Annotated in this window: 20 protein-coding genes; 12 read left to right on the top strand and 8 right to left on the bottom strand. The window is 67.3% G+C overall.

The features are described 5' to 3' along the window. Positions 1-42 precede the first annotated feature (42 nt). Complete coding sequence (locus ACOFKW_RS14575; protein WP_419814855.1) at positions 43-1,137, bottom strand: AI-2E family transporter; 1,095 nt, start codon at positions 1,135-1,137, stop codon at positions 43-45. 136 nt (positions 1,138-1,273) lie between these two features. Between ACOFKW_RS14575 and ACOFKW_RS14570 the strand changes: the two genes are divergently transcribed. After that, positions 1,274-1,510 carry a hypothetical protein gene (locus tag ACOFKW_RS14570; RefSeq protein ID WP_419814854.1) on the top strand — a complete coding sequence of 79 codons (237 nt, stop codon included), beginning with the start codon at positions 1,274-1,276 and terminating at the stop codon, positions 1,508-1,510. 128 nt (positions 1,511-1,638) lie between these two features. Here ACOFKW_RS14570 and ACOFKW_RS14565 read toward each other — a convergent pair whose 3' ends face one another. The 7 genes from ACOFKW_RS14565 to glmU form a co-directional block, all read right to left on the bottom strand. Next, entirely contained in the window at positions 1,639-2,337 is a 699-nt protein-coding gene (locus ACOFKW_RS14565) for an SDR family NAD(P)-dependent oxidoreductase (protein ID WP_419814853.1), read from the bottom strand. Further along, the gene (locus tag ACOFKW_RS14560) at positions 2,334-4,025 is read right to left on the bottom strand and encodes an FAD-dependent oxidoreductase (RefSeq protein ID WP_419814852.1); all 1,692 of its coding nucleotides are present in this window, start codon (positions 4,023-4,025) and stop codon (positions 2,334-2,336) included. The genes ACOFKW_RS14565 and ACOFKW_RS14560 overlap by 4 nt, the downstream gene beginning before the upstream one ends. A gap of 42 nt (positions 4,026-4,067) precedes the next feature. Further along, entirely contained in the window at positions 4,068-5,501 is a 1,434-nt protein-coding gene (locus ACOFKW_RS14555; RefSeq protein WP_419814851.1) for a hypothetical protein, read from the bottom strand. Beyond that, the gene (locus ACOFKW_RS14550) at positions 5,485-8,832 is read right to left on the bottom strand and encodes a glycosyltransferase (protein ID WP_419814850.1); all 3,348 of its coding nucleotides are present in this window, start codon (positions 8,830-8,832) and stop codon (positions 5,485-5,487) included. Before ACOFKW_RS14550 ends, ACOFKW_RS14555 begins: the two co-directional genes overlap by 17 nt. After that, complete coding sequence (locus ACOFKW_RS14545) at positions 8,829-11,180, bottom strand: transketolase (RefSeq protein ID WP_419814849.1); 2,352 nt, start codon at positions 11,178-11,180, stop codon at positions 8,829-8,831. Before ACOFKW_RS14545 ends, ACOFKW_RS14550 begins: the two co-directional genes overlap by 4 nt. Before the next feature lies 1 nt (position 11,181). Further along, positions 11,182-13,005 carry a glutamine--fructose-6-phosphate transaminase (isomerizing) gene (glmS, locus tag ACOFKW_RS14540; RefSeq protein ID WP_419814848.1) on the bottom strand — a complete coding sequence of 608 codons (1,824 nt, stop codon included), beginning with the start codon at positions 13,003-13,005 and terminating at the stop codon, positions 11,182-11,184. Between the two features lie 146 nt (positions 13,006-13,151). Continuing rightward, positions 13,152-14,495 (bottom strand): bifunctional UDP-N-acetylglucosamine diphosphorylase/glucosamine-1-phosphate N-acetyltransferase GlmU, encoded by a 1,344-nt coding sequence (gene glmU, locus ACOFKW_RS14535; RefSeq protein WP_419814847.1) that lies wholly within the window; start codon positions 14,493-14,495, stop codon positions 13,152-13,154. A gap of 59 nt (positions 14,496-14,554) precedes the next feature. Between glmU and gph the strand changes: the two genes are divergently transcribed. The 11 genes from gph (at position 14,555) to ACOFKW_RS14480 (ending at position 24,245) form a co-directional block, all read left to right on the top strand. Then, the gene (gene gph / locus ACOFKW_RS14530) at positions 14,555-15,223 is read left to right on the top strand and encodes a phosphoglycolate phosphatase (protein WP_419814846.1); all 669 of its coding nucleotides are present in this window, start codon (positions 14,555-14,557) and stop codon (positions 15,221-15,223) included. Positions 15,224-15,291: 68 nt separating this feature from the next. Beyond that, on the top strand, positions 15,292-16,386 hold the full coding sequence (locus tag ACOFKW_RS14525) for an ATP-binding protein (protein WP_419814845.1): 1,095 nt from the start codon (positions 15,292-15,294) through the stop codon (positions 16,384-16,386). Between the two features lie 109 nt (positions 16,387-16,495). Beyond that, positions 16,496-17,521: a substrate-binding domain-containing protein gene (locus tag ACOFKW_RS14520; RefSeq protein ID WP_419816963.1), complete on the top strand. Its 1,026-nt coding sequence runs from the start codon at positions 16,496-16,498 to the stop codon at positions 17,519-17,521. An 11-nt stretch (positions 17,522-17,532) separates the two neighbouring features. Continuing rightward, the gene (pstC, locus tag ACOFKW_RS14515; RefSeq protein WP_419814844.1) at positions 17,533-18,933 is read left to right on the top strand and encodes a phosphate ABC transporter permease subunit PstC; all 1,401 of its coding nucleotides are present in this window, start codon (positions 17,533-17,535) and stop codon (positions 18,931-18,933) included. Beyond that, positions 18,926-20,203: a phosphate ABC transporter permease PstA gene (pstA, locus tag ACOFKW_RS14510; protein WP_419814843.1), complete on the top strand. Its 1,278-nt coding sequence runs from the start codon at positions 18,926-18,928 to the stop codon at positions 20,201-20,203. The genes pstC and pstA overlap by 8 nt, the downstream gene beginning before the upstream one ends. An 82-nt stretch (positions 20,204-20,285) precedes the next feature. Further along, on the top strand, positions 20,286-21,032 hold the full coding sequence (gene pstB / locus ACOFKW_RS14505) for a phosphate ABC transporter ATP-binding protein PstB (RefSeq protein ID WP_419816962.1): 747 nt from the start codon (positions 20,286-20,288) through the stop codon (positions 21,030-21,032). A 23-nt stretch (positions 21,033-21,055) separates the two neighbouring features. Continuing rightward, positions 21,056-21,778: a phosphate signaling complex protein PhoU gene (phoU, locus tag ACOFKW_RS14500; RefSeq protein WP_419814842.1), complete on the top strand. Its 723-nt coding sequence runs from the start codon at positions 21,056-21,058 to the stop codon at positions 21,776-21,778. 13 nt (positions 21,779-21,791) lie between these two features. Continuing rightward, a complete protein-coding gene (gene phoB / locus ACOFKW_RS14495; protein WP_419814841.1) occupies positions 21,792-22,505 on the top strand; it encodes a phosphate regulon transcriptional regulator PhoB in 714 nt (237 codons plus the stop codon). 64 nt (positions 22,506-22,569) lie between these two features. Continuing rightward, positions 22,570-23,040, top strand: coding sequence for a hypothetical protein (locus ACOFKW_RS14490; RefSeq protein ID WP_419814840.1), 471 nt, complete (start codon positions 22,570-22,572; stop codon positions 23,038-23,040). An 18-nt stretch (positions 23,041-23,058) separates the two neighbouring features. Then, positions 23,059-23,280 (top strand): hypothetical protein, encoded by a 222-nt coding sequence (locus tag ACOFKW_RS14485; protein ID WP_419814839.1) that lies wholly within the window; start codon positions 23,059-23,061, stop codon positions 23,278-23,280. 68 nt (positions 23,281-23,348) lie between these two features. Next, positions 23,349-24,245 (top strand): SDR family NAD(P)-dependent oxidoreductase, encoded by an 897-nt coding sequence (locus ACOFKW_RS14480; protein WP_419814838.1) that lies wholly within the window; start codon positions 23,349-23,351, stop codon positions 24,243-24,245. Positions 24,246-24,297: the final 52 nt, after the last annotated feature.

Below are 24,297 nucleotides of genomic sequence, written 5' to 3'. Positions count from 1 at the left end.
CCGAATATCGAGTGTCGTCGCCCGCGCAGGCAGGGCAGGCGCTCAGTGCGGCGGCGGTGGCAGCGTCACCGGCTCGCCGTCGCCGACGAACTCGCGCCACGTCATCATCAGTACCGCCATCGTCGCCGGCCCGATGAACAGGCCAAGCACGCCGAGGCTTTCAACGCCGCCGACGATGCCGATCAGCACCCAGAGGAAGGGCAGGCGGGTCGCGCCACCGATCAGGACCGGGCGGATCAAATGGTCGGCAACGGCGACCACCAGCAGGCCGATGACGACGATCGCGACAGCGCCGCCGACGGCACCTTGCCCAAGCAGCAGCAGCGCCGCGATGCAGAACACCAGTGCCGCCCCCAGCGGGATCATCGCCGCGACGCCGGTCAGCGCGCCGAGCAGCAGCGGGTGGGGCACGCCGAGCGCGAAATAGGCGACCGCCAGTACGGCGCCCTCGCCAAGCCCGACCAGCACCAGGCCGTTGATCGTGCCGCGCACGGAGCCGAGCAACTGGTGTGCGACGCGCTCGCCCGACGGGCCGAACAGCTTGTCGCCGGCGACGCGGAACTGCTCCGCCAGATGGTCGCGGTCGCGCAGCAGGAAGAACAGGGTGAGCAGCGCAAACGCCAGCACGATCAGGCGGCGCAGCAGTTCGGCGCCCAGCAGCCGAGAGCGCGAAATCGCCTCGACGTTGACCTTGTCGAGCAGCGCGGCAGCACCCTCGGGCGTGCTGAGCGCGGTTTGCCACCATGTCGCCAATGCGTCGCGCCCGAACGGCAGTCGTGCCGCCCAATCCGGCAGCGGGATGCCGTCGCGACGTGCCGTCTTGAGCCATTCCGCCGCCGAATGTGCCTCGCCGCCGGCCTGTACCAAGCCGATCGCCAGCGGCAGGACGATCGCCAGCAGCAGCGTCAGCGTGAAGACCAGGGGAAGCAGCAGGCGCTGGTGCCGGGGCCAGCGCTCCACGGCGCGGGCATAAAGCGGATCGATCGCGACAGCGATGATCAGGCCCCAGATCACCGCATGGATGAAGCTGCCGGCGACCCACAGCCCGAGTGCGGCGAAGCCGGTGATCAGCAGGGCGCGGGCAATCCGCTGCCGTCGGCGGCGCCGAACCGGATCGATGATTTCGGCGGCTGACATGCGAGATGCTTTCATGGATTGCCGGTGAGGCCGGTGCTGCGCGGCTATAGCATGCAGTACGAAATCCGAAATGCATGGATGCCGTTGCGGACCCGTTCCGACCGGTTCATGATGCCGACGACTTCGGGAGACGGCAATGACCAGCAAACGTCGCGCCATCCTCGGCATCGCCCTGGTCGAGGTGCTGCTCGCCGGGATCTGGATCTACCTCTCGCTGCTCGGCAGCAGCCATCCCGAGCGTGCGTCGCCGGAGTTCGACCGGGTCGTGGCCCAGACGATGGGTAGCGCGATGGGGTTCATCGCCGCCTTTGGCATCTTCCTTCACCTGATCGCTCGCAAGCAGGCCCGCGATGCAGCCAAGCGCAGGCGCTGAGGCTGGATAATCCGGATGTCGCGGTCGAGCTGAGGGTAGTGACGAGGTGGAGCCGACGGCCAATCGGTCCGGCCAGCGCGAGTGGACGGCACGCTGGCGCCGAACAGCGCGGCCTGCCGCTTATCCGATCATCGCGGCATGATGTTGAGCAGCCAGGCGATAAGCCGCCAGCGCCGCGTGACATAGACGATCTTGCGTCCGGCCAAGGTCGCGTCGACGATCTGTCGCGCCGCCTTGGCCGGGCTGGCGACCCAGAAGGCGCCGGGAAACTTCATCAACGGCGTGTCGACGAAGCCGGGGCAGGCCTCGGTGACGGTGATCGACGTCCTGCGGTGACGCACAAGGTCGCGGATGCCGTCGAGATAGACCGAGACGAACGCTTTCGACGCGGCATAGCCGATAGCGTTGCGGCTGCCTCGAAAACGCGCGACCGACGACACGCCGACGATCTGCCCGCGTCCGCTGGCGAGGCAATGATGTACGGCGACATCGGCCATCGCGGCAAAGCCCGTGACGTTGGTGGCGAGCGTGTCGCGTTCGGGCTCCCAGCGAAACTCCGGATTATTGTCGCCGGTGCCGGCATTGAGCACCCACAGTTCGACCTGTCCCAGGTCGGCGGCAAGCGCCGCCAGCGCCGTGCGCGCGCCCTCGGGGTCGCCGAGGTCGACGGTCGCCGCGACGCCACCGATTTCGGCCGCCAGCGCGTCGAGCTTGTCCCGCCGGCGCGCGGCGACACCGACGCGGTAGCCGCGGGCGGCGAGATCTCGCGCAATCGCCTCGCCGATGCCCGAGGATGCGCCGACGACGATCGCGACCGGCGCGCTCATCCGGCTTCGGAGACGCTTTCGATCGCCTCGGCTGCCGACGCCCGGCGGGCTTCGAGGTATTTGTGGACCGACGACACCACGACCGAGCCTTCGCCGACGCCCGACGCGACGCGCTTGGTCGAACCGGCGCGGACATCGCCGACCGCGAAGATGCCGGGCAGGCTGGCCTCGTAGGGCGAGCCGGCGACCGTGCAGACGAAGCCCTGCTTGTCGAGTTCGAGGCAGTCGCCGAGCCAGCCGGTATTGGGCACCGCGCCGATCATCACGAAGATGTTACGGATCGGACGGGTCTCGGAGGCGCCGGTCCTGCGGTTGGTCCAGGTGACCTGCTCCAGTATCGTGGCTCCCTCCAGCCTGCTGATCTCGGTGGCCGGGTGCAGCGTGATCTTGCGCGAACTGTCGATGCGCTCGATCAGATAGTCGGACATCGTCGCGGCCAGTCCCGGCCCGCGCACCAAAATATGGACGTGCCCGACGCTGCGCGACAGGAACACTGCCGCCTGGCCGGCGGAATTGCCGCCGCCGACGATGATGACCTCCTCGGTGCCGCACAGGCCGGCCTCCATCGCGGTCGCGGCGTAGTGGATGCCGCGGCCCTCGAAGCGGTCGTTGTCGGCGACGTCGAGCTTGCGGTAGCGCGCCCCGGTGGCGACGACGATACTATGGCCCTGGACCCGCTGGCCGTCGTCGAGGATCACCGCCAGCGGGCGGTCGGTGCAGTCGATGCCGTCGGCGGCATGGGCGATGGCGAGGCGGGCGCCGAACTTCTGGGCCTGGACCTGCGCACGGCCCGCCAGTGCCTGTCCCGAGATGCCGGTCGGGAAGCCGAGGTAATTCTCGATCTTGCTGCTGGTGCCGGCCTGGCCGCCGGGGGCGAGCGCCTCGATGACGATGGTGTCGAGGCCTTCGCTGGCGGCATAGACCGCCGCGGCGAGTCCGGCGGGTCCGGCGCCGACGACGACGACGTCATGGATGCGCGCCGGGTCGAGCGTCTCGGTCAGCCCGAGTGCGTCGGCGAGGTCGGCATTGCTCGGGTTGCGCAGCAGGACATGGCCCGGCGCGATGACCACCGGCAACTGGTCGGCGGTCAGGTGGAAGCAGTCGAGGAAGCCTTCCGCGTCGGGATCGACCTCGGTGTCGAGCAGGCGGTGGGGATAGCCGTTGCGGATCAGGAAGCGGGCCAGCCGCACGGTGTCGCCGCCATGCGCCGGACCGATCAGCTCGACGCCGCCCTGCGGATGCCGGATCATCCCGACGCGGCGCAGGATGAAGGCGCGCATGATGATCTCGCCGATGTCGGGCTCGCTGGCGGCCATGCGGCGGAAGTCGGCGCGCGCTACCCGCACGACGCGCGTGTTGGGCCCGGCGCGGCCGGAGACCAGGATGGCGCGGTTGTTGAGCAGGTCGAGCTCGCCGCTGAACTGCCCCGCGAGGTGGCGGTGGATGATGCTGACGGTGTTCTTGCCGTGGTGGTCGAGGATGTCGATCTCGCCGGTCAGCACGAGGAAGAAGTCGTTGCCGCGCTGGCCCTGCTCGAACAGCATCGTACCGTCGGGTGCGTCCTCGGCGATGCCATAGCTGGCGATGCGCGCCGCCATCTCGGGCGACAGCGTCGGAAAAGTCTGCGCCTCCCGCGCATAGGGATCGTCGGCATCGAGGCTGGCGGCGACAATGGCTGAGGGTGGCATGTCGTTACGGTAAGACGCCGTGCCGGCGGCGGCAACTCGCTTTTAAGAAACCGAGAGCTCCGCCGCGATGGTGAGCACGACCGGGAGTGCGCCTGCCAGCAACCGAGGCCAGCGCACCGCCGCCTCGCGCAACGTCGCCGACCAGACGATCAGCGCCAGCGCCGCCGCCAGCATCGTCCACAGATTGTAGCGCAGGTCGGGAGCGACGCTGGCGAACAGATAGGCACCGCCGTAGAACAGCGCCGACAGCGCCAGTCCGACGACGACTGCCCGGGACCGCCCGCCACCGCCCGCGATGAGCAGCCCGAGCGCCACTGCGATCCACGTCGCCGGGCGGCCGAGCGGCGACCTTGCAACTGCGACCGCGGCTCGCCAGACCGCCAGCGAGGCTGGGTTGGACCGGAACTGCAGGCCGAGGTCGTTCGGCTCCGACATCACGTACACGGCGTCGTCGGGCACCACCTTGACCATGAAGCGCCAATTCTCGTTGAGGTGGCGCAGGCGGTGCTCGGCATAGGCGAGCGGCGAGGCGGCGACGGCGTGCGCCCACAGCCCCGGCGTGCCGATATGATGCGCCTCGGCATAGTCGACCAGCCCTTCCTCGACGGCGTCGCAGTCGGGATAGCCGGGACGGTTGAACTGCGCCGGGCGGTAGCACCGCGCCGCCATGGCGCGCGCGCCGCTGTCGTCGAGCGAGGGATAGCCGTTGGTGCCGCCATTCGCGACGATGCCGGCGAGGTCGAAGTTGATCACCGAGTTGATCGGCTGGCTGCGGTTCGGGTGTAGCGCCACCGAGTTGATCGCCCAGTTTCCAGCCGCCAGCACGACGACCGCCGCGACCAGGCCCATCACGGCGCGCAGCGGCCGGGCCAGCCACGCGTCGGGCAACCATGCCGCGAGCAGTGGCGCCGTCGCGACCAGGGCGTTGATCCGCACGGCGCTGGCGAACACCAGTAGGGCGAACGACAGTATGAATGCCGCCCACCGCGCCGGGCTCCGCGCCTCGCGCCCGGCGAACAGCAGCGCCGCGGCGAGCAGGCAACTCGCGGCGAGCAGGGGATCCTTGAGGATCGCGCCGAGCTGCCCCAGCGGGATCGGCGAGGCGGCGACCAGCATCACCATGGCTGCGGCGACCCCATTTCCGCTCCGCCGCAGCGTCTCGGCGAACAGTCCGGCGCCGGCCCAGTACAGCAGCACGTCGAACACCAGCACCGGCGCCGTCCCCGGACCCAGCGGCATCAGCTGCCGCCATAGCCAGGCAGTCACCGGCGGATGCCAGTCGTCATAGCGACCGGCCAGCGCCTGTTTCCACTGGAACACCGTGTCGGGCGTGATCACGCCCCAATGGAAGGCGTAGAGCTGAAACGCCGCGATGCAGACGATCAGCGCCGGCAGCAGCCAGCCCGGCATCCAGTCGATCGTGGAGGGCGATCCGCGGCGGTTGCGGCTACTCGCCCGGCTAGCGCGCCGCGACACGCCCGCTCCGCTCCAGCTTGCCCCAGCCGACGCTCGGCCCGCGCAGCGCCTGCACCAGCGCCTTCAGCACGACGTAATACATGATCTGGCGGTAGCCGATGCGCTGCGGGATCAGCAGCCACAGCAGCCGCCACTGTTCGCGGCGCTCCAAGGCAAAGGCGATCACCCCGGCCAGCAGGTCGATCGCGGTAAAGACCAGCCAGAAGGTCAGCATTCGCGCCAAGTCGGTCTGCGTCGCCGCCCAGCCATGTTCGTGAACCTGCAGCCACGAGTCGATCAGGCTGACGATCAGCGCCAGGTCGATGATCGGCGAGATCGAGGCGAGCAGGATCTGGAACAGCACCGCCTGCGGCAGGCCGATCCGTGCCAGCCCGCGCGGTTTACCGGACACCATCACGGCCTTGTGCTTCCACAGGCACTGCAGCGTGCCGAACGCCCAGCGGAAGCGCTGCTTGGCCAATGCGCCGAAGCTCTCCGGCGCCTCGGTCCAGGCGATGGCGTACTGGTCGTAGTGGATCTTCCAGCCGGCGCGCTGGATGGCGATGGTCAGGTCCTGGTCCTCGGCCAGGGTATCGGTCGGATAGCCACCGACCTCGCGCAGCGTCTCGGTCCGCCACGCTCCGACGGCGCCGGGAACGACGGTCATCGCATTCAGCCGGGCCAGCGCGCGACGCTCCAGGTTCTGCGCTGTAATGTACTCCAGCGCCTGCCACTTGGTGATCAGATTGACCCGGTTGCCGACCTTGGCATTGCCGGCAACGGCGCCCAGCCGCGGATCGCCGAACCAGCGCGCCAGCCGTGCGATCGTGCTGGGTTCGAACTGGGTATCTGCGTCGAGCGCAATGACGATCTCGCTCTCGACGAGCGCCAGCGCGGTGTTGAGGGCGCGCGCCTTGCCGCCGTTCTCCAGCGTCAGCAGGCGGACGCGAGGCTCGTCGGCGAACAGTTCGCTGACCACCGCGCTGGTGCGGTCCTTGGAGCCGTCGTCGATGACGATGACCCGCACGGCGACATCGCGGCTGTCGAGCACCCGGCGTACGGCGCGCTCGATGACGCGCTCCTCGTTGAAGGCGGGGATCAGGACGGTGACGGACTGGTCGGGATCGGTCGCGGGGAAGATCTGTCGTGCCTCGCGGCGCGCCTGGTGGAGCGCCAGCCCCGACAGCGCCACCGCCCTGAGGATGCCCAGCGTGATCGCGACCATGAACAGCCATTTGATGCCGATCGTCGCCCAGCCAAGCATCAGGAACAGCGCCAGATCGCCGAACGCCGCAGTCTGGTCGCTGTCCGAGATCGGCGGATTGACGACGCCCGGCTTGATATTGGCCAGTTCGGCGATGGTGACGAAGCGGTAGCCCTTGGCCCGCATCGCATCGATCAGCAAAGGCAGCGCGGCGACCGTCTCGGAACGGTCGCCACCGGAGTCGTGGAGCAGGACGACGTTGCCGCTGCGCTCCGGATTGGAAGCCTCGACCCCGGCCAGCGCGCGATCGACGATCTCCTGCACGCCGGGCCGCTTCCAGTCGTCGGGATCGACGTGGAGGCCGACCGACAGGTAACCAAGCCGTTGCGCCTGCTCGACCGGCGCGATCTCGTCTGCGGTGCTGGGCTCGGCATCGCCGAAGTATGGCGCGCGGAACAGGCGCAGCGAATGGCCGGTGAACGCCTGGAACAGTCGCTGCGTGACGTTTAGCTCGAGCCGCGTCTCGCCGGTCGTGGCGTTCGCCAGGTTCGGGTGGGTGTAGGTGTGGTTGCCGACGTTGTGCCCCTCGGCGATCAGTCGCTGCAGCAGCGGCCGCTGGATCAGGCCGTTCTCGCCGATGATGAAGAACGTCGCATGGACATTCTTGGCCTTGAGGATGTCGAGGATTTGCGGCGTCCAGACTCCGTCGGGGCCGTCGTCGAAGGTCAGCGCGACCAGTCCCGGGCGGTAGCCAAGCCGCTCGACCTGGTACGGCGAGGGCAGGCGCAGGAAGGTCTGCCCGATGATCGTGCCGCGCTTGTCGACCGTCATGCGGCGCTGGCCGGTGATCGGCACTGCGCCGATGCGCAGCACCTCGCCATTACCTTCGATGTCGACGTTGGTGCCGGCGGGGATCGAGGCCAGCGCGGCGGGGGATGGCAGGCTACGGTGGTTGCGCCCGAACAACGCCCAGACTGAGGGGTCCTCGGTACCCATGCGCCACAGCGCCACGCCGTTGACGCCCATGCGCGCCAGCGTTGCCAGCTGGTTGTGCGCGGTCGCGGCGTCGGCGATCCACACCTCGTGCGTGTCGTCGCCTTCGTTATAGGCGAAGTGACTATTGCCGGTCGCCGCGTCGAAGATCGGCTGGACGCTGGATTCGCGGGCGTTCAGCCAGGCCTGCTCGATCGACAGCGCGTCGGTGCTGCGGTCCTTCTTCCAATCATAGGCATAGGAGGCGAAGGCGACGGCAAGCTTGTCGGACGGCACCAGCCGGGCGGCACGCGAAACCACGTCCTCGAACCAGCGCTGCGAGGCGATCGGACCGGGCGGCCCACCGGGATAATGTTCGTCATAGGCCATCAGGAACAGGCGATCGACCTGGGTCGCATAGGCCTTGAGGTTCCAGTCGGGATCGTCCGCAGGCACGGCCATGGCGATCAGCCAGTTGCGCGGGGCGAAGCGGATCCGGGCTTCCTTGAGGAACTGGTGGTAGAACGGCTGGGCGCTGGTCGGCAGGTCCTCGAAGTCGAAGAAGGCGCCGTCGGCGTGATTGGCGACCAGCAGCGCCTCGGTACGGTCGAGCGCCACCTTCCGCGCGGCCGGGTCACGCATCATCAACGCGGTGCCCGGGCCGTCCCAGTCGCCGCCGAGCGCGTTCTGGATCATCGGCAACAGCTTGGGCCGATGGACGGCGCGGCTGATGATCGCCTTGCCCTTGGCGTCGGGATAGATCGTCCAGTCGTGCTTCGGCCCGGCGACCGAGGCCCAGCCCGGCACCAGCCAGTCGACATCCTCGATATGGCGGCTCAGCGAGGCGGTACTCGCGTCGTCCCACGGCGCCGTGAAGGCAACGGCGAGCGGCTTGGCGGCGGAGTGCGGGGCCGGGTTGCGGAACGGCCGGGTGGCGCGGCGCAAATTCTCTCGCGACCGACCGACGAAATCGCCTGGATGGTCGGCGCGTCGCAGCGTCGGGCCCTCGACGGTGAACGGCAGCTGCGCCTGCGGCACCACCGCGAGGATGGTCACGGCAAAGGCTGCGACGGCCAGCACTGCCAGCAGCACGAACGCCAATACCGCGAGGATGAAGCGCCGCCGGCGCCGTCCCGAAGCATCGAAGAAGACCGGCCTGTCGCCAGGCAGGCTCACAGCAAGGCCTCGGCCATGGCGTCGACGATGGCGTCGCTGTCGAGGCGGTATTCACGGTAGAGGTCGACGAGGTCGCCGGTCTGGCCGAACCGGTCGACCCCGAGCGGGCTGACCCGGTGGCCGCAGACGCCGCCAAGCCAGGACAGCGCCGACGGACTGCCATCGACGATAGTAACCAGCCGCGCTCCGGGCGCCAGCGCGCCCAGCAGGGCCTCGGCGTGGCACGGCGTCGGCGGCGCGCCGGTCCAGCGTGCAGCGGCGCGAGCGCTCCAGCCGCGGTGCAGGAGATCGGGCGATGTCACCGCCAGAAGCCCGAGCCCCGGCAGGTCATCGACAAGCTGCTCCCATGCCGCCAGCGCCTCGACTGCCAGCGTGCCCATATAGGCGATCGCCGCCGTCGAACCGGGTGCAGGTTTGCGCAACCAGTACCCACCGGCCAGCGCGTCGGCTTCCCATCGATCGTCAGTGCGGGCGACCTGGGCGATGCTGCGCGTCGTCAGGCGCAGGTACACCGAGCCGCCGTCCTCGGCCTGCATGTGGCGGAAGGCGTAGGCCATGAACAATGCGAGTTCGTCGGCATAGGCCGGCTCGAACGCCGTCAGTCCGGGCTGTCCGATGCCCAGCAGCGGGGCGTTGATCGACTGGTGGGCGCCGCCCTCCGGCCCCAGCGTCAGGCCCGATGGCGTCGCCACCAGCAGAAAGCGCGCATCCTGGTAGCAGGCGTAGTTCAGCGCATCGAGGCCGCGCGCGATGAAAGGGTCGTAGACCGTCCCGATCGGGAACAGTTGCGTTCCGAACAGCGGTGCCGACAGCCCCGCGGCGGCCAGCATCAGGAACAGGTTGTTCTCGGCGATGCCGAGTTCGATGTGCTGGCCGGCCGGCCTTGCCGCCCACTTCTGCGGGCTGGGGATACGCGCCAGGCTGAACACATCGGCCATGTCCTGCCGCCTGAACAAGCCGCGCTGGTTGACCCAGGCGCCAAGATTGGTCGACACGGTGACATCGGGCGAGGTCGTGACGATGTGGTCCGCGAGCGCGCTGCCCGACTTGGCCAGTTCCAGCAGGATCCGCCCGAACGCCGCCTGGGTCGATTGCTCGGCGCCTTCCGGCACCGGCAGCCGATCGGGAAGCTCGATCACCGGTGCCTTGCGGTCGGCGACCTTGGCATGGAGCGGCGAGCCTTCGACGAACGCCTGCAGCGCCGCCGCGGCATTGCCGCCGAGCCCGGCATAGGGTTGCCACTCGTCGCCCTGTGCGATGCCCATCGACTGGCGCAGCGCGTCGACCTGACCGGGGTTCATCAGTCCGGCGTGATTGTCCTTGTGCCCGGCGAACGGCAGGCCATTGCCCTTGATCGTATAGGCGATGAACATCGTCGGCACATCGTCCTGAGCGGCGGCGAACGCCTCCAGCAGGGTCTCGATGCAATGCCCGCCGAGGTTGGTCATCAGCCGACCCAGCGCCTCGTCGTCGTAGCGGGCGAGCAGCGGCGCGACGCCGGCCTGCGCGCCGATGTCGGCCAGCAGTCGCGCGCGCCAGGCGGCGCCGCCCTGATAGGTCAGCGCGGCATAATCGGCATTCGGACATGCATCGATCCACGCCTCCAGCGCCGCGCCGCCGGGCAGGGCGAACGCCGCCTTCTGCAGCTTGCCGGATTTCAGGGTCAGCACCCGCCAGCCGCAGGTCGCGAAGATGTCGTCGAACCGGTCGAACATCCGGTCCATGGTGGTGTGGTCGAGCGACTGGCGGTTGTAGTCGACGATCCACCAGCAGTTGCGGACGTCGTGCTTGTACGCTTCGATCAGGCACTCATAAATATTGCCCTCGTCGAGTTCGGCATCGCCCATCAACGCTATCATTCGGCCGGTGTCAGTGGGCGCGAGACGGCCATGCGCGACCAGATAGTCCTGCACGATCGAGGCGAACGCCGTGATCGCCACGCCGAGGCCGACCGAGCCGGTGGAGAAATCGACCGGGATCTTGTCCTTCGTGCGGCTCGGATAGCTCTGCATCCCCTTGAAGCCGCGGAATGATTTCAACTGGTCGAGGGTCTGGATACCGAGCAGGTAATCGATGGCGTGAAGCACCGGCCCGGCATGCGGCTTGACCGCGACCCGGTCGTTAGGGCCGAGCGCCGCGAAATACAGCGCGGTCATGATCGTCGAGATCGAGGCGCACGACGCCTGGTGGCCGCCGACCTTCAGCCCGTCGCGGCTGTCGCGCAGATGATTGGCATTGTGGATCGTCCACGACGACAGCCAGCGTAGCCGGGCATCGAGGGTGTCCAGCGTCGCCACCAATTCGGCGCTTGCCACGGGCGGGTCGAACTCGAGAGCTTGGGTGGCCATGTTATTCGACGGTCACGCTTTTTGCGAGGTTGCGCGGCTGGTCGACGTCGGTGCCCTTGGCGATCGCGACGTGATAGGCGAGCAGCTGCACCGGGATCGAATAGACCAGCGGCGCGATGAACGGATCGACCGCCGGCATGGCAATGGAGGCGATCGTGCCTTCGCCCTGCGCCGCGATACCTTCGGCGTCGGAAATCAGCACGACCTGACCGCCGCGCGCAATGACCTCCTGCATATTCGAGACCGTCTTGTCGAAGCGCGGACCCGATGGTGCGATGACGATGACCGGGACATTCTCGTCGATCAGCGCGATCGGACCGTGCTTGAGCTCGCCCGCTGCATAACCTTCGGCGTGAATGTAGCTGATTTCCTTCAGCTTCAGCGCGCCTTCCATGGCCAGGGGGTAGTCCTGGCCGCGGCCCATGTACAGGACGTCGCGCGCCTTCGCGATGCGCTGGGCAAGGAGCGCGATGCTCTCTTCCTGCGCGAGCGCTGCATTCATCGCCGCCGGTATCTCGCTGAGCAGCATGACGTAGCGCGCCTCGTCCACCGCATCGACGCGCCCCTTCGCCTTGGCCAACGCCACGGCGAACGCCGCGAGGACCGCCAATTGGCAGGTGAAGGCCTTGGTCGAGGCGACGCCGATCTCCGGACCGGCATGGGTAGGCAGCGCGACATCGGCCTCGCGCGCCATCGACGAGGTCGGCACGTTGACGACCACCGCGGTGTGCTGCCCGCCGGCCTTGGCGTGGCGCATCGCCGCCAGCGTGTCGGCGGTCTCGCCGGATTGCGAAATGAACAGCGCCAAGCCGTCGGGCTCCAGCACCGGGTCGCGGTAGCGGAATTCCGAGGCGTTATCGATCTCGACCGGCACCCGCGCCAGCTGCTCGATCCAGTATTTGGCGATCTGCCCGGCGTAGAGGCTGGTGCCGCATGCGACCAGGATGATGCGCTTGATGCCCGCGAGGTCGAAGGGCAGCGCGGGCAGGGCGACGACCTGCTCCAGCGGACGAAGGTAGGCGCCGAGGGTCTGGGCCACGACGATGGGCTGCTCGTGGATCTCCTTCTCCATGTAGTGGCGGTGGTTGCCCTTGCCGGTCATCGCGCGGCTGGCGGTCGAGACGATGACCTGCCGCGTCACGGGGCGATCATGCGCGTCGAACACCTGCGCGCCGCTGCGGTCGATGACGACCCAGTCGCCCTCCTCGAGATAGGCGATGCGGTTGGTCAGCGGCGCGAGCCCGAGTTCGTCGGAGCCCAGGAACATCTCGCCATCGCCGTACCCGAGGACCAGCGGCGAGCCACGGCGGGCGCCGATCAGCAGGTCGGGATAGCGACGGAACACGATGGCGAAGGCAAAGGCACCGTGCAGGCGCTTCAATACCGCCGCGACGGCTGCCTGCGGCTCGACGCCGCGCTCGACCTCGCGGCTGATCAGTTGGGCGACGACCTCGGTATCGGTCTGCGATTCGAATACCCGTCCATCGGCGAGGAGTTCGTCGCGCAGGGCGCGGAAATTCTCGATGATGCCGTTGTGGACCAGCGCCACTTCGCCCGTCGCATGCGGATGGGCGTTGTCGACCGTCGGCGCGCCGTGCGTCGCCCAGCGGGTGTGGGCGATCCCGAGCTTGCCCGGCAGCGGCTCGATCGCGAGCTTGCGGACCAGATTGTCGAGCTTTCCCTCCGCCCGGCGCCGGTCGAGCCGGTCGTCGTGCAGGGTGCAGACCCCCGCCGAGTCATAGCCGCGATATTCCAGCCGGCGCAGCCCCTCGATGAGCCGGTCGCAAACGTCGTTCTTACCGATGATGCCGATGATACCGCACATTTAACCGCGCACTCCGTCCGCTGCCGCGCCGCTCCTAGATCAGGATCAGCACATACGGAACCTGAACCGTCAGTCCTCCGATATGAAGTGACTGGCAAGGTGTCATCCGTAGCCGGCGCATAAGTCGTTTCATTGCCGAACGGAAGTCAGCTGGTCTTGCGCGCGATCATTGCCGAGCGGAAGCGCGCTGCCCAACCCGGCTTGCGGGTCGCCTGCGGTCGCGCCAAGGCCAACGCGTCGGGCTCGACATCCGACGTCAGCACTGTCCCGGCGGCGACGATCGCTCCCGCGCCGATGGTAACCGGCGCCACCAATGCGCTGTTCGAACCGATGAATGCGCCCGCTCCGATGTTCGTGCGATACTTGAAGAACCCGTCGTAGTTGCAGGTGATCGTTCCAGCACCGATGTTGGTGTCGGCACCGATCTCGGCATCTCCGATGTAGCTCAGGTGGTTCACCTTCGCCCGGACGTCGAGGTGGGCGTTCTTGATCTCGACGAAATTGCCAACCTTCGACCTGGCGTCGAGAACAGTGCCGGGACGCAATCGCGCGAACGGACCGACCTCGACCTTTTCGCCGATCACGGCGCCCTCGATATGACAGTTCGCCCTGATCCGCGCTCCGGTCGCGACGCTGACCCCGGGGCCGAACCACACATTCGGCTCTATGCTGACGTCGGAGGCGATCGTCGTATCATACGAGAACCATACGGTTTCGGGAGCGATCAGCGACACGCCGGCAGTCATCATCGCGGCGCGACGCCGGGCCTGCCACGCGCCCTCGACCGCAGCCAATTCAGCGCGCGAGTTGATCCCCGCGACCTCGGCAGCGTCTGTCTCGATGACCCGCGACGCGCTGCTCGCCAGTCCGACGATATCGGGAAGATAATATTCGCCGGCCGCATTGTCGTTACCGACGCGCGCCAGCAACGGCCACAGATCGGCGGCGCGGATCGCCAGCAATCCGGAGTTGCACAGCGTCACGGCGCGCTCGGCCTCGCTCGCATCCTTGTATTCGACCATCCGCTCGATGATCCCGTCGTGCGCGAGGATGCGACCGTAAGCTGCTGGATCGACAGGACGGAACCCCAGGACGACGGCACCGACATCGCCGGTGAGCGCGTCGAGCATCCGACGCATCGTCGCGGTCTCCACCAGCGGCACGTCGCCGTAGAGGATGAGGATGTCGCCATCGAAGCCGGCAAGGGCGCTCTCGGCCTGCTGAACGGCATGGGCGGTGCCCAGCTGCGGCTGTTGCACGACGACGCCTGCCCCGGACCGGATCACGGCGGCCTCGACCTGCTCGCGCCCGGCGCCGACGACGATCACCTTGGCGGCAGGCGCCAGTCCATCGACGCTGGCGAGCAGGTGGAGCAGCATCGGCCTGCCGGCCAATGGGTGCAGGACCTTGTGCAGCGTCGACTTCATCCGCGTGCCCTGGCCCGCCGCCAGGATGATTGCAGCAACGGGACGTGGGAATGTGTCGGGCATGTCAAAGTCCTGCCATATCGCACTTGCGTTTTCCAGCGCCGCCCGCGAGCCTTGCGCGCATGAAACTTCCCAAGCTCGTCATCTTCGACCTCGACGGAACGCTGGTCGACAGTTCCCCGGATCTTTGCGGGGCGCTCAACCACACGCTCGCCGAACTCGGCCGGCCTGCGGTCGATCTCGCGACGGTGCGCCACCTCGTCGGGCACGGCGCCCGCGTACTGATCGAGCGCGGTCTCGCTCATACGGGGGGCGGGACTTCGGAGGACGTGGATCGCGGCCTGCCGCTGTTCCTCGCCTATTACGCCGCCCATATCGCCGATGGCACGGTCGTCTTTCCTGGTGTGGAAGCGAGCCTCGACCAACTCACCGCGGCCGGCGTCCGTGTCGCGATCTGCACCAACAAGCCGTACACGCTCAGCGTTGCACTGATCGAGGCGCTCGGCTGGCAGCAGCGCTTCGACGCAATCCTCGGGGCCGACAGCGTTCCGGCGCGCAAGCCTGACCCCGGCCATGTCGTGGCGACGGCAGAAGCCGTCGGGATTCCCGTGGATCAAGCCATCTTCGTCGGTGATACCTCGGTCGATGTCGCCGCTGCTCGCGCGGCTGGTATCCCGGTCATCGCCGTGTCCTTCGGCTTTTCGGACGGTCCTGCGACCGGCCTGGGCGCCGACCTTGTCATAGATCATTATGACAAATTGTTGCCCGCGCTGGCATCGCTCTCGAAATGAAGCTGTTGCTCGCCTTGTTGGCAATCGCGTGCATCACGATTGTCATATTGGCGATCTACCTGAGCAAAATGCGGATCGCTCTCAAACTCGCGCGGGCCCGGCGCAGCGCGCCTAATCCGGAGCCGGAAGCCCCGGTGCCGACCGACCGGGTCACCATCGAGGCACTGGCCGATCCGGCCCTGCTGGTCGACACCGGGCTGCGCGTCGCCGCGGCCAACGCGCCCGCCCGCGACCTGTTCGGCCCGCGCATCGTCGCCGAAGACCTCCGCCTCGTGCTGCGTCATCCAGCCGTGCTCGACCTGACGCGCCTTGCCCTTGCGGGTGCCGAGCCGATGCTGCGCGAGGTGACCAGCCTCGGCGTCGACAACGGCGCCTTCCGCGTCCGCGCCGTCATGGTCGATGGCGGGCAGCTGCTGCTGACGTTCTCCGACATCACGCAGACGCGGCTGACCGAGCGGATGCGCGTCGATTTCGTCGCCAACGCCAGCCACGAATTGCGGACGCCGCTCGCGACGCTGACCGGCTTCATCGAAACCCTGCAGGGTCCTGCCGCCGAAGATGCCCCGGCCCGGGAACGTTTCCTCGATATCATGTCGCGAGAGGCCGGGCGCATGTCGCGCCTCATCGACGACCTGCTGTCGCTGTCGCGTATCGAGCTCGACAAATATGTCAGGCCGCAGGTCGCGCTGGCGCTGCCGCCTCTGTTCGCAGATGTCGCCAAGACCTTGGCGATGCGCCTCGAGGCCGATGAGCGCCGCCTGCGCATCGATCCCGGCGTCGACCTGCCGAACGTCATCGCCGATCGCGACCAGATCCTGCAAGTGCTGCACAACCTCGTCTCCAACGCGCTGAAGTACGGGCGATCGGGCTCCGAGATCGTCCTGGCGGCCGAGCCCATTCCCAGTGGCGTGCGGGTGACGGTCAGCGACAAGAGCGACGGTATCGCGCCGGAGCATTTGCCCCGCCTGACCGAGCGCTTCTACCGCGTCGACACCAGCCGATCCCGCAAGATGGGCGGCACCGGCCTTGGCCTCGCCATCGTCAAGCACATCGTCGAGCGCCACCGCGGGCAGTTCGAGATCGCCAGCCGGCTGGGCGAAGGCACCACTGTGTCGTTCACGCTTCCCGCCGCATTGCTGCCGCCGCCCGCGTCACAAATCTGAAGCATAACTGTAATATAAATCTCACTGAGCCCGGCTACGCGGTGCCATCGCCGTATGGGGTCGCCCGTACCGATGGGGCTCAAGGAGAATTGTCTTGCTGACTAAAGCCATGCTCGCAGCTGGAGTGGCCGTTGCCGGCTCCGTGATCGGGCTTTCGGGTGCCGAGGCTCGGACCCAGATCCGCATCGTCGGTTCGTCGACGGTCTACCCGTTCACGACCGCGGTCGCAGAGCAGTTCAAGCGCACCAACCCACAGTTCCAGGCACCGATCGTCGAATCCACCGGCACCGGCGGCGGCATCAAGCTGTTCTGCTCCGGTGTCGGCGAGCAGTTCCCCGACATGGCCAATGCGTCGCGCCGCATCAAGGCGAGCGAGATCAAGCAGTGCCGCGCCGCCGGCGTCACCGGCATCATCGAGATCCAGGTCGGCCTTGACGGCATCGCCATGGCAGAGGGCCGCGCCGGCACCATTCCGAGCCTGTCCGAGCTCGACATCTACAAGGCGCTGGCGGCAACGCCGTTCGGCAAGAAGAACACCGCCAAGACCTGGAAGGACGTCAACGCGAAGCTTCCGGCGATCAAGATCGAAGTTCTCGGGCCGCCGCCGACGTCGGGCACTCGCGACGCTTTCGGCGAGCTGATCATGACCAAGGGTTGCGAGACAAGCCCGGCCGTGGTCGCCATGAAGGCAGCCGACGCCGCCAAATACGCCAACGTCTGCACCAAGCTGCGTGAAGACGGCGCCTATGTCGAAGCCGGCGAGAACGACAACCTCATCGTCCAGAAGCTGGCCGCCAACCCGAACGCACTGGGTATCTTCGGCTACAGCTACCTCGAAGAGAACCGCGACAAGATCAAGGACGTGCCGCTGCAGGGCGTCCCGGCGACCTACGACAACATCGCCAGCTTCAAATACCCGGCCTCGCGCCCGCTGTACGTCTACGTCAAGGCGCAGCACATGAAGGCGGTCCGCGGCATGAAGGAGTTCCTGGCCGAGTATTCGAGGGAAACTACCTGGGGCAAGGGCGGCTATCTCGCTCGTCGCGGCCTCGTCGCATCGCCTGATGCCGTGCGGACCAAGAACGCCCAGATTGCCACGTCGGCGACGCTGCTCGACCTCGCGTCGATCAAGTAAGCTCAACACCGGTGTCCCTGACGGTTATCGTCTTCCTGCTACTCGGGCTCGGCCTCGTCGCCTTTACGACGGGTCGGGCGCGGGGCGCAGTGTTTGCCGGAGCCGGACGGGGTGGCCGGGACATCGGGCGGGTTCATTCCCGCCCGAACTATCACGGCGCGTTCGTCGCGATGACCGGGCTGCTGCCGGCACTGCTGCTGGTCGCGGCCTGGTCGTTCGTCGGTGACGGCGTCGTCGGCGACAAGGTGATCTCGACTGTCGCGGCTGCCGACCGCCCGGTCACGCCGCTCGATCGCTCGGCTTTCATGAGCGAGGTCAAGGGCATCGCCAGCGGCGAGATGGAGGCGGGCTTCAATCCCGCCACCGGCCCGGCGGCGAAGGTCTATGTCGAGACCCGGAACGGCTACAACATGATCGTCGGCGGGATCGCCGCGGCGCTGGTCGCGCTGGGTGCTGTCTGGGCGCTGTCGCGGCTGCGGGCCGACTTCCGCGCGCGGAACAGCGTCGAGCGCGGCGTCATGTGGGTGCTGATGCTGGCTTCGCTGGTCGCGATCCTGACGACGCTGGGCATCGTGCTGTCGCTGGTGTTCGAAAGCATTCGCTTCTTCGACAAGGTTTCCGTCGTCGAGTTCCTGACCGGCACCGTCTGGTCGCCGCAGACCGCACTTCGAGCCGACCAGGTCGGATCCTCCGGCGCGTTCGGCGCGGTACCGCTGTTCTGGGGGACGATCTTCATCGGGGCGATCATCGCGATGATCGTCGCCATCCCGCTCGGGCTGATGACGGCGATCTACCTCACACAATATGCTGCGCCCCGCCTGCGCCGGATGCTCAAGCCGCTGCTGGAGATCCTCGCGGGCGTGCCGACCGTGGTCTACGGGTTCTTCGCCGCCCTGACCGTTGCCCCCGCCGTCCGCGACTTTGCGGTGTCGATCGGCATCGGCGGCGCCTCCTCGGAAAGCGCACTGGCCGCCGGCGCCGTGATGGGCGTCATGATCATCCCGTTCGTTTCCTCGATGGCCGACGATGCGCTGACCGCAGTGCCCGGCGCGATGCGCGACGGCAGCCTGGCGATGGGCGCAACGACCTCCGAAACCATCCGCCGCGTGCTCGTCCCGGCGGCGCTGCCCGGCATCGTCGGCGGCGTGCTGCTGGCCGTCAGCCGGGCGATCGGCGAGACCATGATCGTCGTCATGGCCGCCGGCCTCGCCGCCAACCTGACCGCCAATCCGTTCGCCAGCGTCACCACGGTGACCGCCCAGATCGTCCAGCTGCTGACCGGCGACCAGGAGTTCGACAGCCCCAAGACCCTGTCCGCCTTCGCGCTGGGGCTGGTGCTGTTCGTCATCACGCTGTTGCTCAATGTTTACGCGCTGTCCGTCGTCAAGCGCTATCGGGAAGCTTATGAGTAGCTCGGCCTCGCACTGGTCGTCGCCGCAGATGTCGGCGCGCATTCGGGCGCGCTACCGCAGCGAGGCGATCTTCAAATATACCGGCCTGTTCGCGCTGGTGCTGGCCGCAGCGTTCCTGGTGTTCCTGGTCGCGACCGTCATCCAGAAGGGCGGCAGTGGCTTCCTGACCACCGAGGTCAAGCTCAGCGTGACCTATGACCCGGCGGCGCTTGGCATCGACCCGACGGCGGCGCGAGGTCCGAACGCCAAGGCGGCGATCCGGGCCGGCGACTTCCAGGGCCTGATGGTCCGATCGGCAGCCGGGCTCGGCCAGGGCGCCGACATGGTCAGCGAGGGCGGCTGGCTGGCGCTGCGCGAGGCGGTCGTCGCCGACCCGTCGCTGCTCGGCAAGACCGTCGCCATCTGGGTTCCGGTCAAGAGCAAGCTCGACCAGATCGCCAAGGGCAAATACGACTTTGCCGAGCCCGAGACGACACGCGGCGTCAGCGATGTCGAGGTCGCGCAGTACCGCGCGCTCGACAAGCGTGGGCTGGTTCGCACCGGCTTCAACTGGACTTTCCTCAAGGCCGCCGACTCCAACGATCCCGAACTGGCGGGGATCTGGGGGGCGACCAAGGGCTCGCTGCTGACCCTGCTGGTGACGCTCGGACTGTCGTTCCCGGTCGGCGTCCTGTCGGCGATCTACCTCGAGGAATTTGCGCCGAAGAACCGCTGGACCGACCTGATCGAGGTCAGCATCAACAACCTTGCCGCCGTGCCGTCGATCATCTTCGGGCTGCTCGGGCTGGCGGTGTTCCTCAACTTCTTCAACATGCCGCGCTCGGCACCCATCGTCGGCGGACTGACGCTGGCGCTGATGACGCTGCCGGTCATCGTCATTGCGGGGCGCGTCGCGATCAAGGCGGTGCCGCCGTCGATTCGCGATGCAGCGCTCGGCGTGGGTGCCTCGCCGATCCAGGTGGTGTTCCAGCACGTCCTGCCGCTGGCGCTGCCCGGCATCCTGACCGGGACGATCATCGGCATGAGCCGCGCCTTGGGCGAGACCGCGCCGCTGCTGCTGATCGGCATGCGCGCCTTCGTCACCGACACGCCGCAGGGCCTGAGCAATCCGGCTACGGTGCTGCCGGTCCAGGTCTTCCTGTGGTCCGACGACGTCCAGCGCGGCTTCGTCGAGAAGACCTCGACTGCGATCATCGTCCTGCTGATTTTCCTGATGTTGATGAACAGCGTCGCCATCTATCTCCGTAATCGCTTCGAGAGGCGCTGGTAGTCCAATGAACATGCAGACCAACCTCGCCGCCCAGAATGTCCCCGTCGTTCGCGGCCTTGCCGCCGAAGCGGTGACCACCAAGATGACGGCGCGCAACGTCAACGTCTTCTACGGCGCCAAGCAGGCGCTGAAGGACGTTTCGATCGACGTCAGCCTGGAGAATGTCACCGCGTTCATCGGCCCGTCCGGTTGCGGCAAGTCGACCTTCCTGCGCTGCATGAACCGCATGAACGACACCGTCGCCTCGGCGCGTGTCGAGGGCGAGATCAAGCTCGACGGCGAGGACATCTACAAGTCCGGCATGGACGTCGTGCAGCTGCGCGCCCGCGTCGGCATGGTCTTCCAGAAGCCTAACCCGTTCCCCAAGTCGATCTATGACAATGTCGCCTATGGCCCCAAGATCCACGGCCTCGCCAATGCCAAGGCGGACCTCGACATCATCGTCGAGAAGTCGCTGCGCCGCGCCGGCCTGTGGGAAGAAGCCAAGGACCGGCTGCAGGACAGCGGCACCGCCATGTCGGGCGGCCAGCAGCAGCGGCTGTGCATCGCCCGTGCCATCGCGGTCGATCCGGAAGTCATCCTGATGGACGAGCCATGCTCGGCGCTCGACCCGATCGCCACGGCGCGGATCGAGGAACTGATCGACGACCTGCGCGGTCGCTACGCCATCGTCATCGTCACGCACAACATGCAGCAGGCGGCGCGCGTCAGCCAGAAGACGGCGTTCTTCCACCTCGGCACGATGGTCGAGTACGGCGATACGTCGACGATCTTCACCAATCCGCACGAGCAGCGCACCAAGGACTATATCACCGGCCGCTACGGCTGATCCGGTAAGAGGAGTAGAATATCGTGGCCGACCAGTCGCCTGGGCATACCGTCAAATCCTATGACAACGAGATCCACCAGCTGCGCTCGCTGATCGCGCAGATGGGTGGCCTGTGCGAAAGCCAGATCATCGCGTCGGTCGATGCGCTGCAGCGTCGTGACAGCGATGCGGCGCTGAGCGTCGTCGCCACCGACGCCCGCATCGACGCGCTGGAGACCGAGGCCGAGGCGCTGGCGATCCGCATCATCGCGTTGCGGGCGCCGATGGCCAGCGACCTCCGCGAGATCGTCGCCGCCTTGAAGATCAGCTCGGTCCTGGAGCGGGTCGGCGACTACGCCAAGAACATCGCCAAGCGCGCCTCGGTGCTGGCCCAGAGCGCCCCGATCGCACCGATGGTCATCGTGCCAGAGATGGCGCGTGTCGTCGCCTCGATGGTCAAGGACGTGCTCGATGCGTTCGTCGACCGCGATCCGGACAAGGCGCTCGCGGTGTGCCAGCGCGATGCGACGGTCGATAACCTTTATTCCAGCCTGTTCCGCTCGCTGCTGACCTTCATGATGGAAAATCCGCAGGCGATCACGCCGTCGGCGCACCTGCTGTTCATCGCGAAGAACCTGGAGCGCATCGGCGACCACGCCACCAACGTCGCCGAGATGGTGCACTACAGCGCCACCGGCACGCATATCGCGGAGCGGCCGCGGGGTGACGACACCTCGCTGTCGAACTTTGCACCTGCCGCCAACTGACGGAGTTCAGCCGATGAAGCCCCGCATCCTGCTGGTCGAGGACGACGCCAACCTCGTCGAACTGATGACCTACAACCTCGAGAAGGAAGGCTTTTCCGTCGTCCAGACCGGCGATGGCGAGGAGGCGCTGGTCCTGGCCGAGGAGGACAAGCCCGACCTCGTCATCCTCGACTGGATGATCGCCAACCTGTCGGGCATCGAGGTCTGCCGCCGCCTGCGCCGCTCGCCGACGACTGCCAGCCTGCCGATCGTCATGTTGACCGCCCGCGCCGAGGAAGCCGACCGCATCCGCGGGCTGGAGACCGGCGCCGATGATTACGTCACCAAGCCGTTCTCGCCGCGCGAGCTGATCGCGCGGGTCCGCGCCGTCCTGCGCCGCCTGCGTCCGGCCCTGACCGGCGGCAATCTGGACTATGCGGGGATCGTCATGGACACCTCCGCGCACCGCGTCACCCGTGACGGGCAGCCGATCGTCCTCGGTCCGACGGAATTTCGCCTGATGCGGCATTTCCTCGAGCATCCCGGCCGCGTCTTCAGCCGCGAGCAGTTGCTCGACGCCGTGTGGGGCCGCGACGTCTATGTCGAGCAGCGCACCGTCGACGTCCACATCCGCCGGCTTCGCAAGGCGATCAACGGTGGTGACGCACTGCCCGACGTGATCCGGACGGTACGTTCTGCAGGCTATGCACTTGATCTGGATACGCCGGTGCTGAAGCTGGCGAGCTGAGGCCGTGGTTTGACCGGGGCAGGGGCTTGCCCTAGCTTTCGTCCGTCCGGGGGAGGGCAGGCGAATGGCTGAGACGCGCTGTCACTTGTTTCGCGCTGTCCGCAACGGCACCTTTGCTGGCGAGCTGGTCAACGACGGCGCTCCCGTTGGTGGCCTGCTTTATCCCAGCTTCGTCGATCGCGATGTTCGCGACTCGCTCGGACAGACACAGAAGAGCCGTGCCGAAGTCATCGTCGAGGTCGGCGCGAACGGTCCCGAGATCAGCCCGGGTGGCAGTATCTCGGTCCAGGACAAGCCCGGCTGGTTCGGCAATGCCAATTGGCGTTATTTCCATATTCCGGAAGGGACTTCGATCCCGGAGTCGCTGGTCATCAGCATCGGGCGCGAGGCGAAGTGGAACTCGACACATTCGGTGATGGCGCGCCATTCCAGGATCGAGGCGCGAACCCGGATGACGCTGGCGGCGATGATGGGCGCCCTCGACAATCTGGCGCGCAGTGCTGTCGTCGCGCAGTACCGGCAAGCCCGCAGTTGAGCCCGTTCGGAGCAGCAAGTGCCTGAAGTCGGCGGCAATACTCTGGTCATGGCGATCCAGGCGGTGGCGCGCGAGATCCGCCGCCTCGACGCGATGTGCGGCAGCGTCGACGCCAATCCCAACGACCAGGAACTGTTGTTCGCCTATGAGCAGGCGGCAGAGGAACTGGAGGACGCCTATGCGTCTGCCGGTCGCAAGCAGATCAACCTGCCGCCCTATGACGAGTTGGTCGCGGACTGAGTCGGCCCCTTGCCGGGGTGCCACCGCCTCCCGTAAACGCTGCGCCCGAGAGTTTCAGGGATCGATCCATGACCATTCGCTTCGACAATCGCGTCGCCATCGTCACCGGTGCCGGCGGCGGCCTCGGCCGCGCCTATGCGCTGGCGCTGGCGGAGCGCGGCGCCAAGGTGCTGGTCAACGACCTGGGTGGCGCGCGCGATGGCTCGGGCAGTTCGTTGTCGGCGGCGCAGGCGGTGGTCGACGAGATCGTCGCGGCGGGCGGCGAGGCGATGGCCAATGGCGCCAGTGTCACCGACGCGGTCGCGGTCGAGAAGATGGTCGCCTTCGTCAAGGAGCGCTGGGGCCGGATCGACGTCCTGATCAACAATGCCGGCATCCTGCGCGACAAGACGTTCGCCAAGATGAGCCTCGACGACTTCCGCCAGGTCGTCGACGTTCATCTGATGGGCTCGGTCACCTGCACCAAGGCGGTATGGGAGACGATGCGCGAGCAGGCCTTCGGACGTATCCTGATGACGACCTCGTCCTCCGGGCTGTACGGTAATTTCGGCCAGGCGAACTATGGCGCGGCAAAGCTCGGGTTGGTCGGCCTGATGAAGACGCTGAGCCTCGAAGGTGCCAAGTACAACGTCCGCTGCAACACCATCGCGCCGGTCGCCGCCACGCGCATGACCGAGGATCTGATGCCGCCGGAGATGCTGGCGAAGATGGGCGCCGAGACGGTGATGCCGGCAGCGCTGTTCCTGGTCAGCAACGACGCCCCGTCGAACGCCATCGTCAACGCCGGCGCCGGGGGCTTCGAGCGCGCCTATGTGACGCTGACCCGCGGCATTCACGTTGACCACGCCGACATGACGCCCGAGAACATCGCCGCCCGTTGGGACGAGATCAGCGATCGTAACGGCGAGATCGTGCCCGATACCGGCGCCGCTCAGGGCATGATGGCACTCGGCGGGATGCGGTAACCCACAGCTAAGTTCGCCCCGACCTTGCGGGCGACCGAGTCCGACTGCCACA

This window comes from Glacieibacterium sp. (genome assembly GCF_965200405.1).
In the GTDB taxonomy this organism is placed as follows: domain Bacteria; phylum Pseudomonadota; class Alphaproteobacteria; order Sphingomonadales; family Sphingomonadaceae; genus Glacieibacterium.
This window is presented reverse-complemented; position numbering and strand designations above follow the sequence as displayed.

Coding starts and splice junctions, on each gene's coding strand:
- ACOFKW_RS14575 (WP_419814855.1), bottom strand. CDS start 1,137: ATGTCAGCCGCCGAAATCATCGATCCGGTTCGGCGCCGCCGACGGCAG.
- phoB (WP_419814841.1), top strand. CDS start 21,792: ATGAAGCCCCGCATCCTGCTGGTCGAGGACGACGCCAACCTCGTCGAA.
- ACOFKW_RS14570 (WP_419814854.1), top strand. CDS start 1,274: ATGACCAGCAAACGTCGCGCCATCCTCGGCATCGCCCTGGTCGAGGTG.
- ACOFKW_RS14520 (WP_419816963.1), top strand. CDS start 16,496: ATGCTCGCAGCTGGAGTGGCCGTTGCCGGCTCCGTGATCGGGCTTTCG.
- ACOFKW_RS14525 (WP_419814845.1), top strand. CDS start 15,292: ATGCGGATCGCTCTCAAACTCGCGCGGGCCCGGCGCAGCGCGCCTAAT.
- ACOFKW_RS14565 (WP_419814853.1), bottom strand. CDS start 2,337: ATGAGCGCGCCGGTCGCGATCGTCGTCGGCGCATCCTCGGGCATCGGC.
- glmU (WP_419814847.1), bottom strand. CDS start 14,495: ATGCCCGACACATTCCCACGTCCCGTTGCTGCAATCATCCTGGCGGCG.
- ACOFKW_RS14480 (WP_419814838.1), top strand. CDS start 23,349: ATGACCATTCGCTTCGACAATCGCGTCGCCATCGTCACCGGTGCCGGC.
- ACOFKW_RS14490 (WP_419814840.1), top strand. CDS start 22,570: ATGGCTGAGACGCGCTGTCACTTGTTTCGCGCTGTCCGCAACGGCACC.
- gph (WP_419814846.1), top strand. CDS start 14,555: ATGAAACTTCCCAAGCTCGTCATCTTCGACCTCGACGGAACGCTGGTC.
- pstB (WP_419816962.1), top strand. CDS start 20,286: ATGACGGCGCGCAACGTCAACGTCTTCTACGGCGCCAAGCAGGCGCTG.
- glmS (WP_419814848.1), bottom strand. CDS start 13,005: ATGTGCGGTATCATCGGCATCATCGGTAAGAACGACGTTTGCGACCGG.
- ACOFKW_RS14560 (WP_419814852.1), bottom strand. CDS start 4,025: ATGCCACCCTCAGCCATTGTCGCCGCCAGCCTCGATGCCGACGATCCC.
- pstA (WP_419814843.1), top strand. CDS start 18,926: ATGAGTAGCTCGGCCTCGCACTGGTCGTCGCCGCAGATGTCGGCGCGC.
- ACOFKW_RS14545 (WP_419814849.1), bottom strand. CDS start 11,180: ATGGCCACCCAAGCTCTCGAGTTCGACCCGCCCGTGGCAAGCGCCGAA.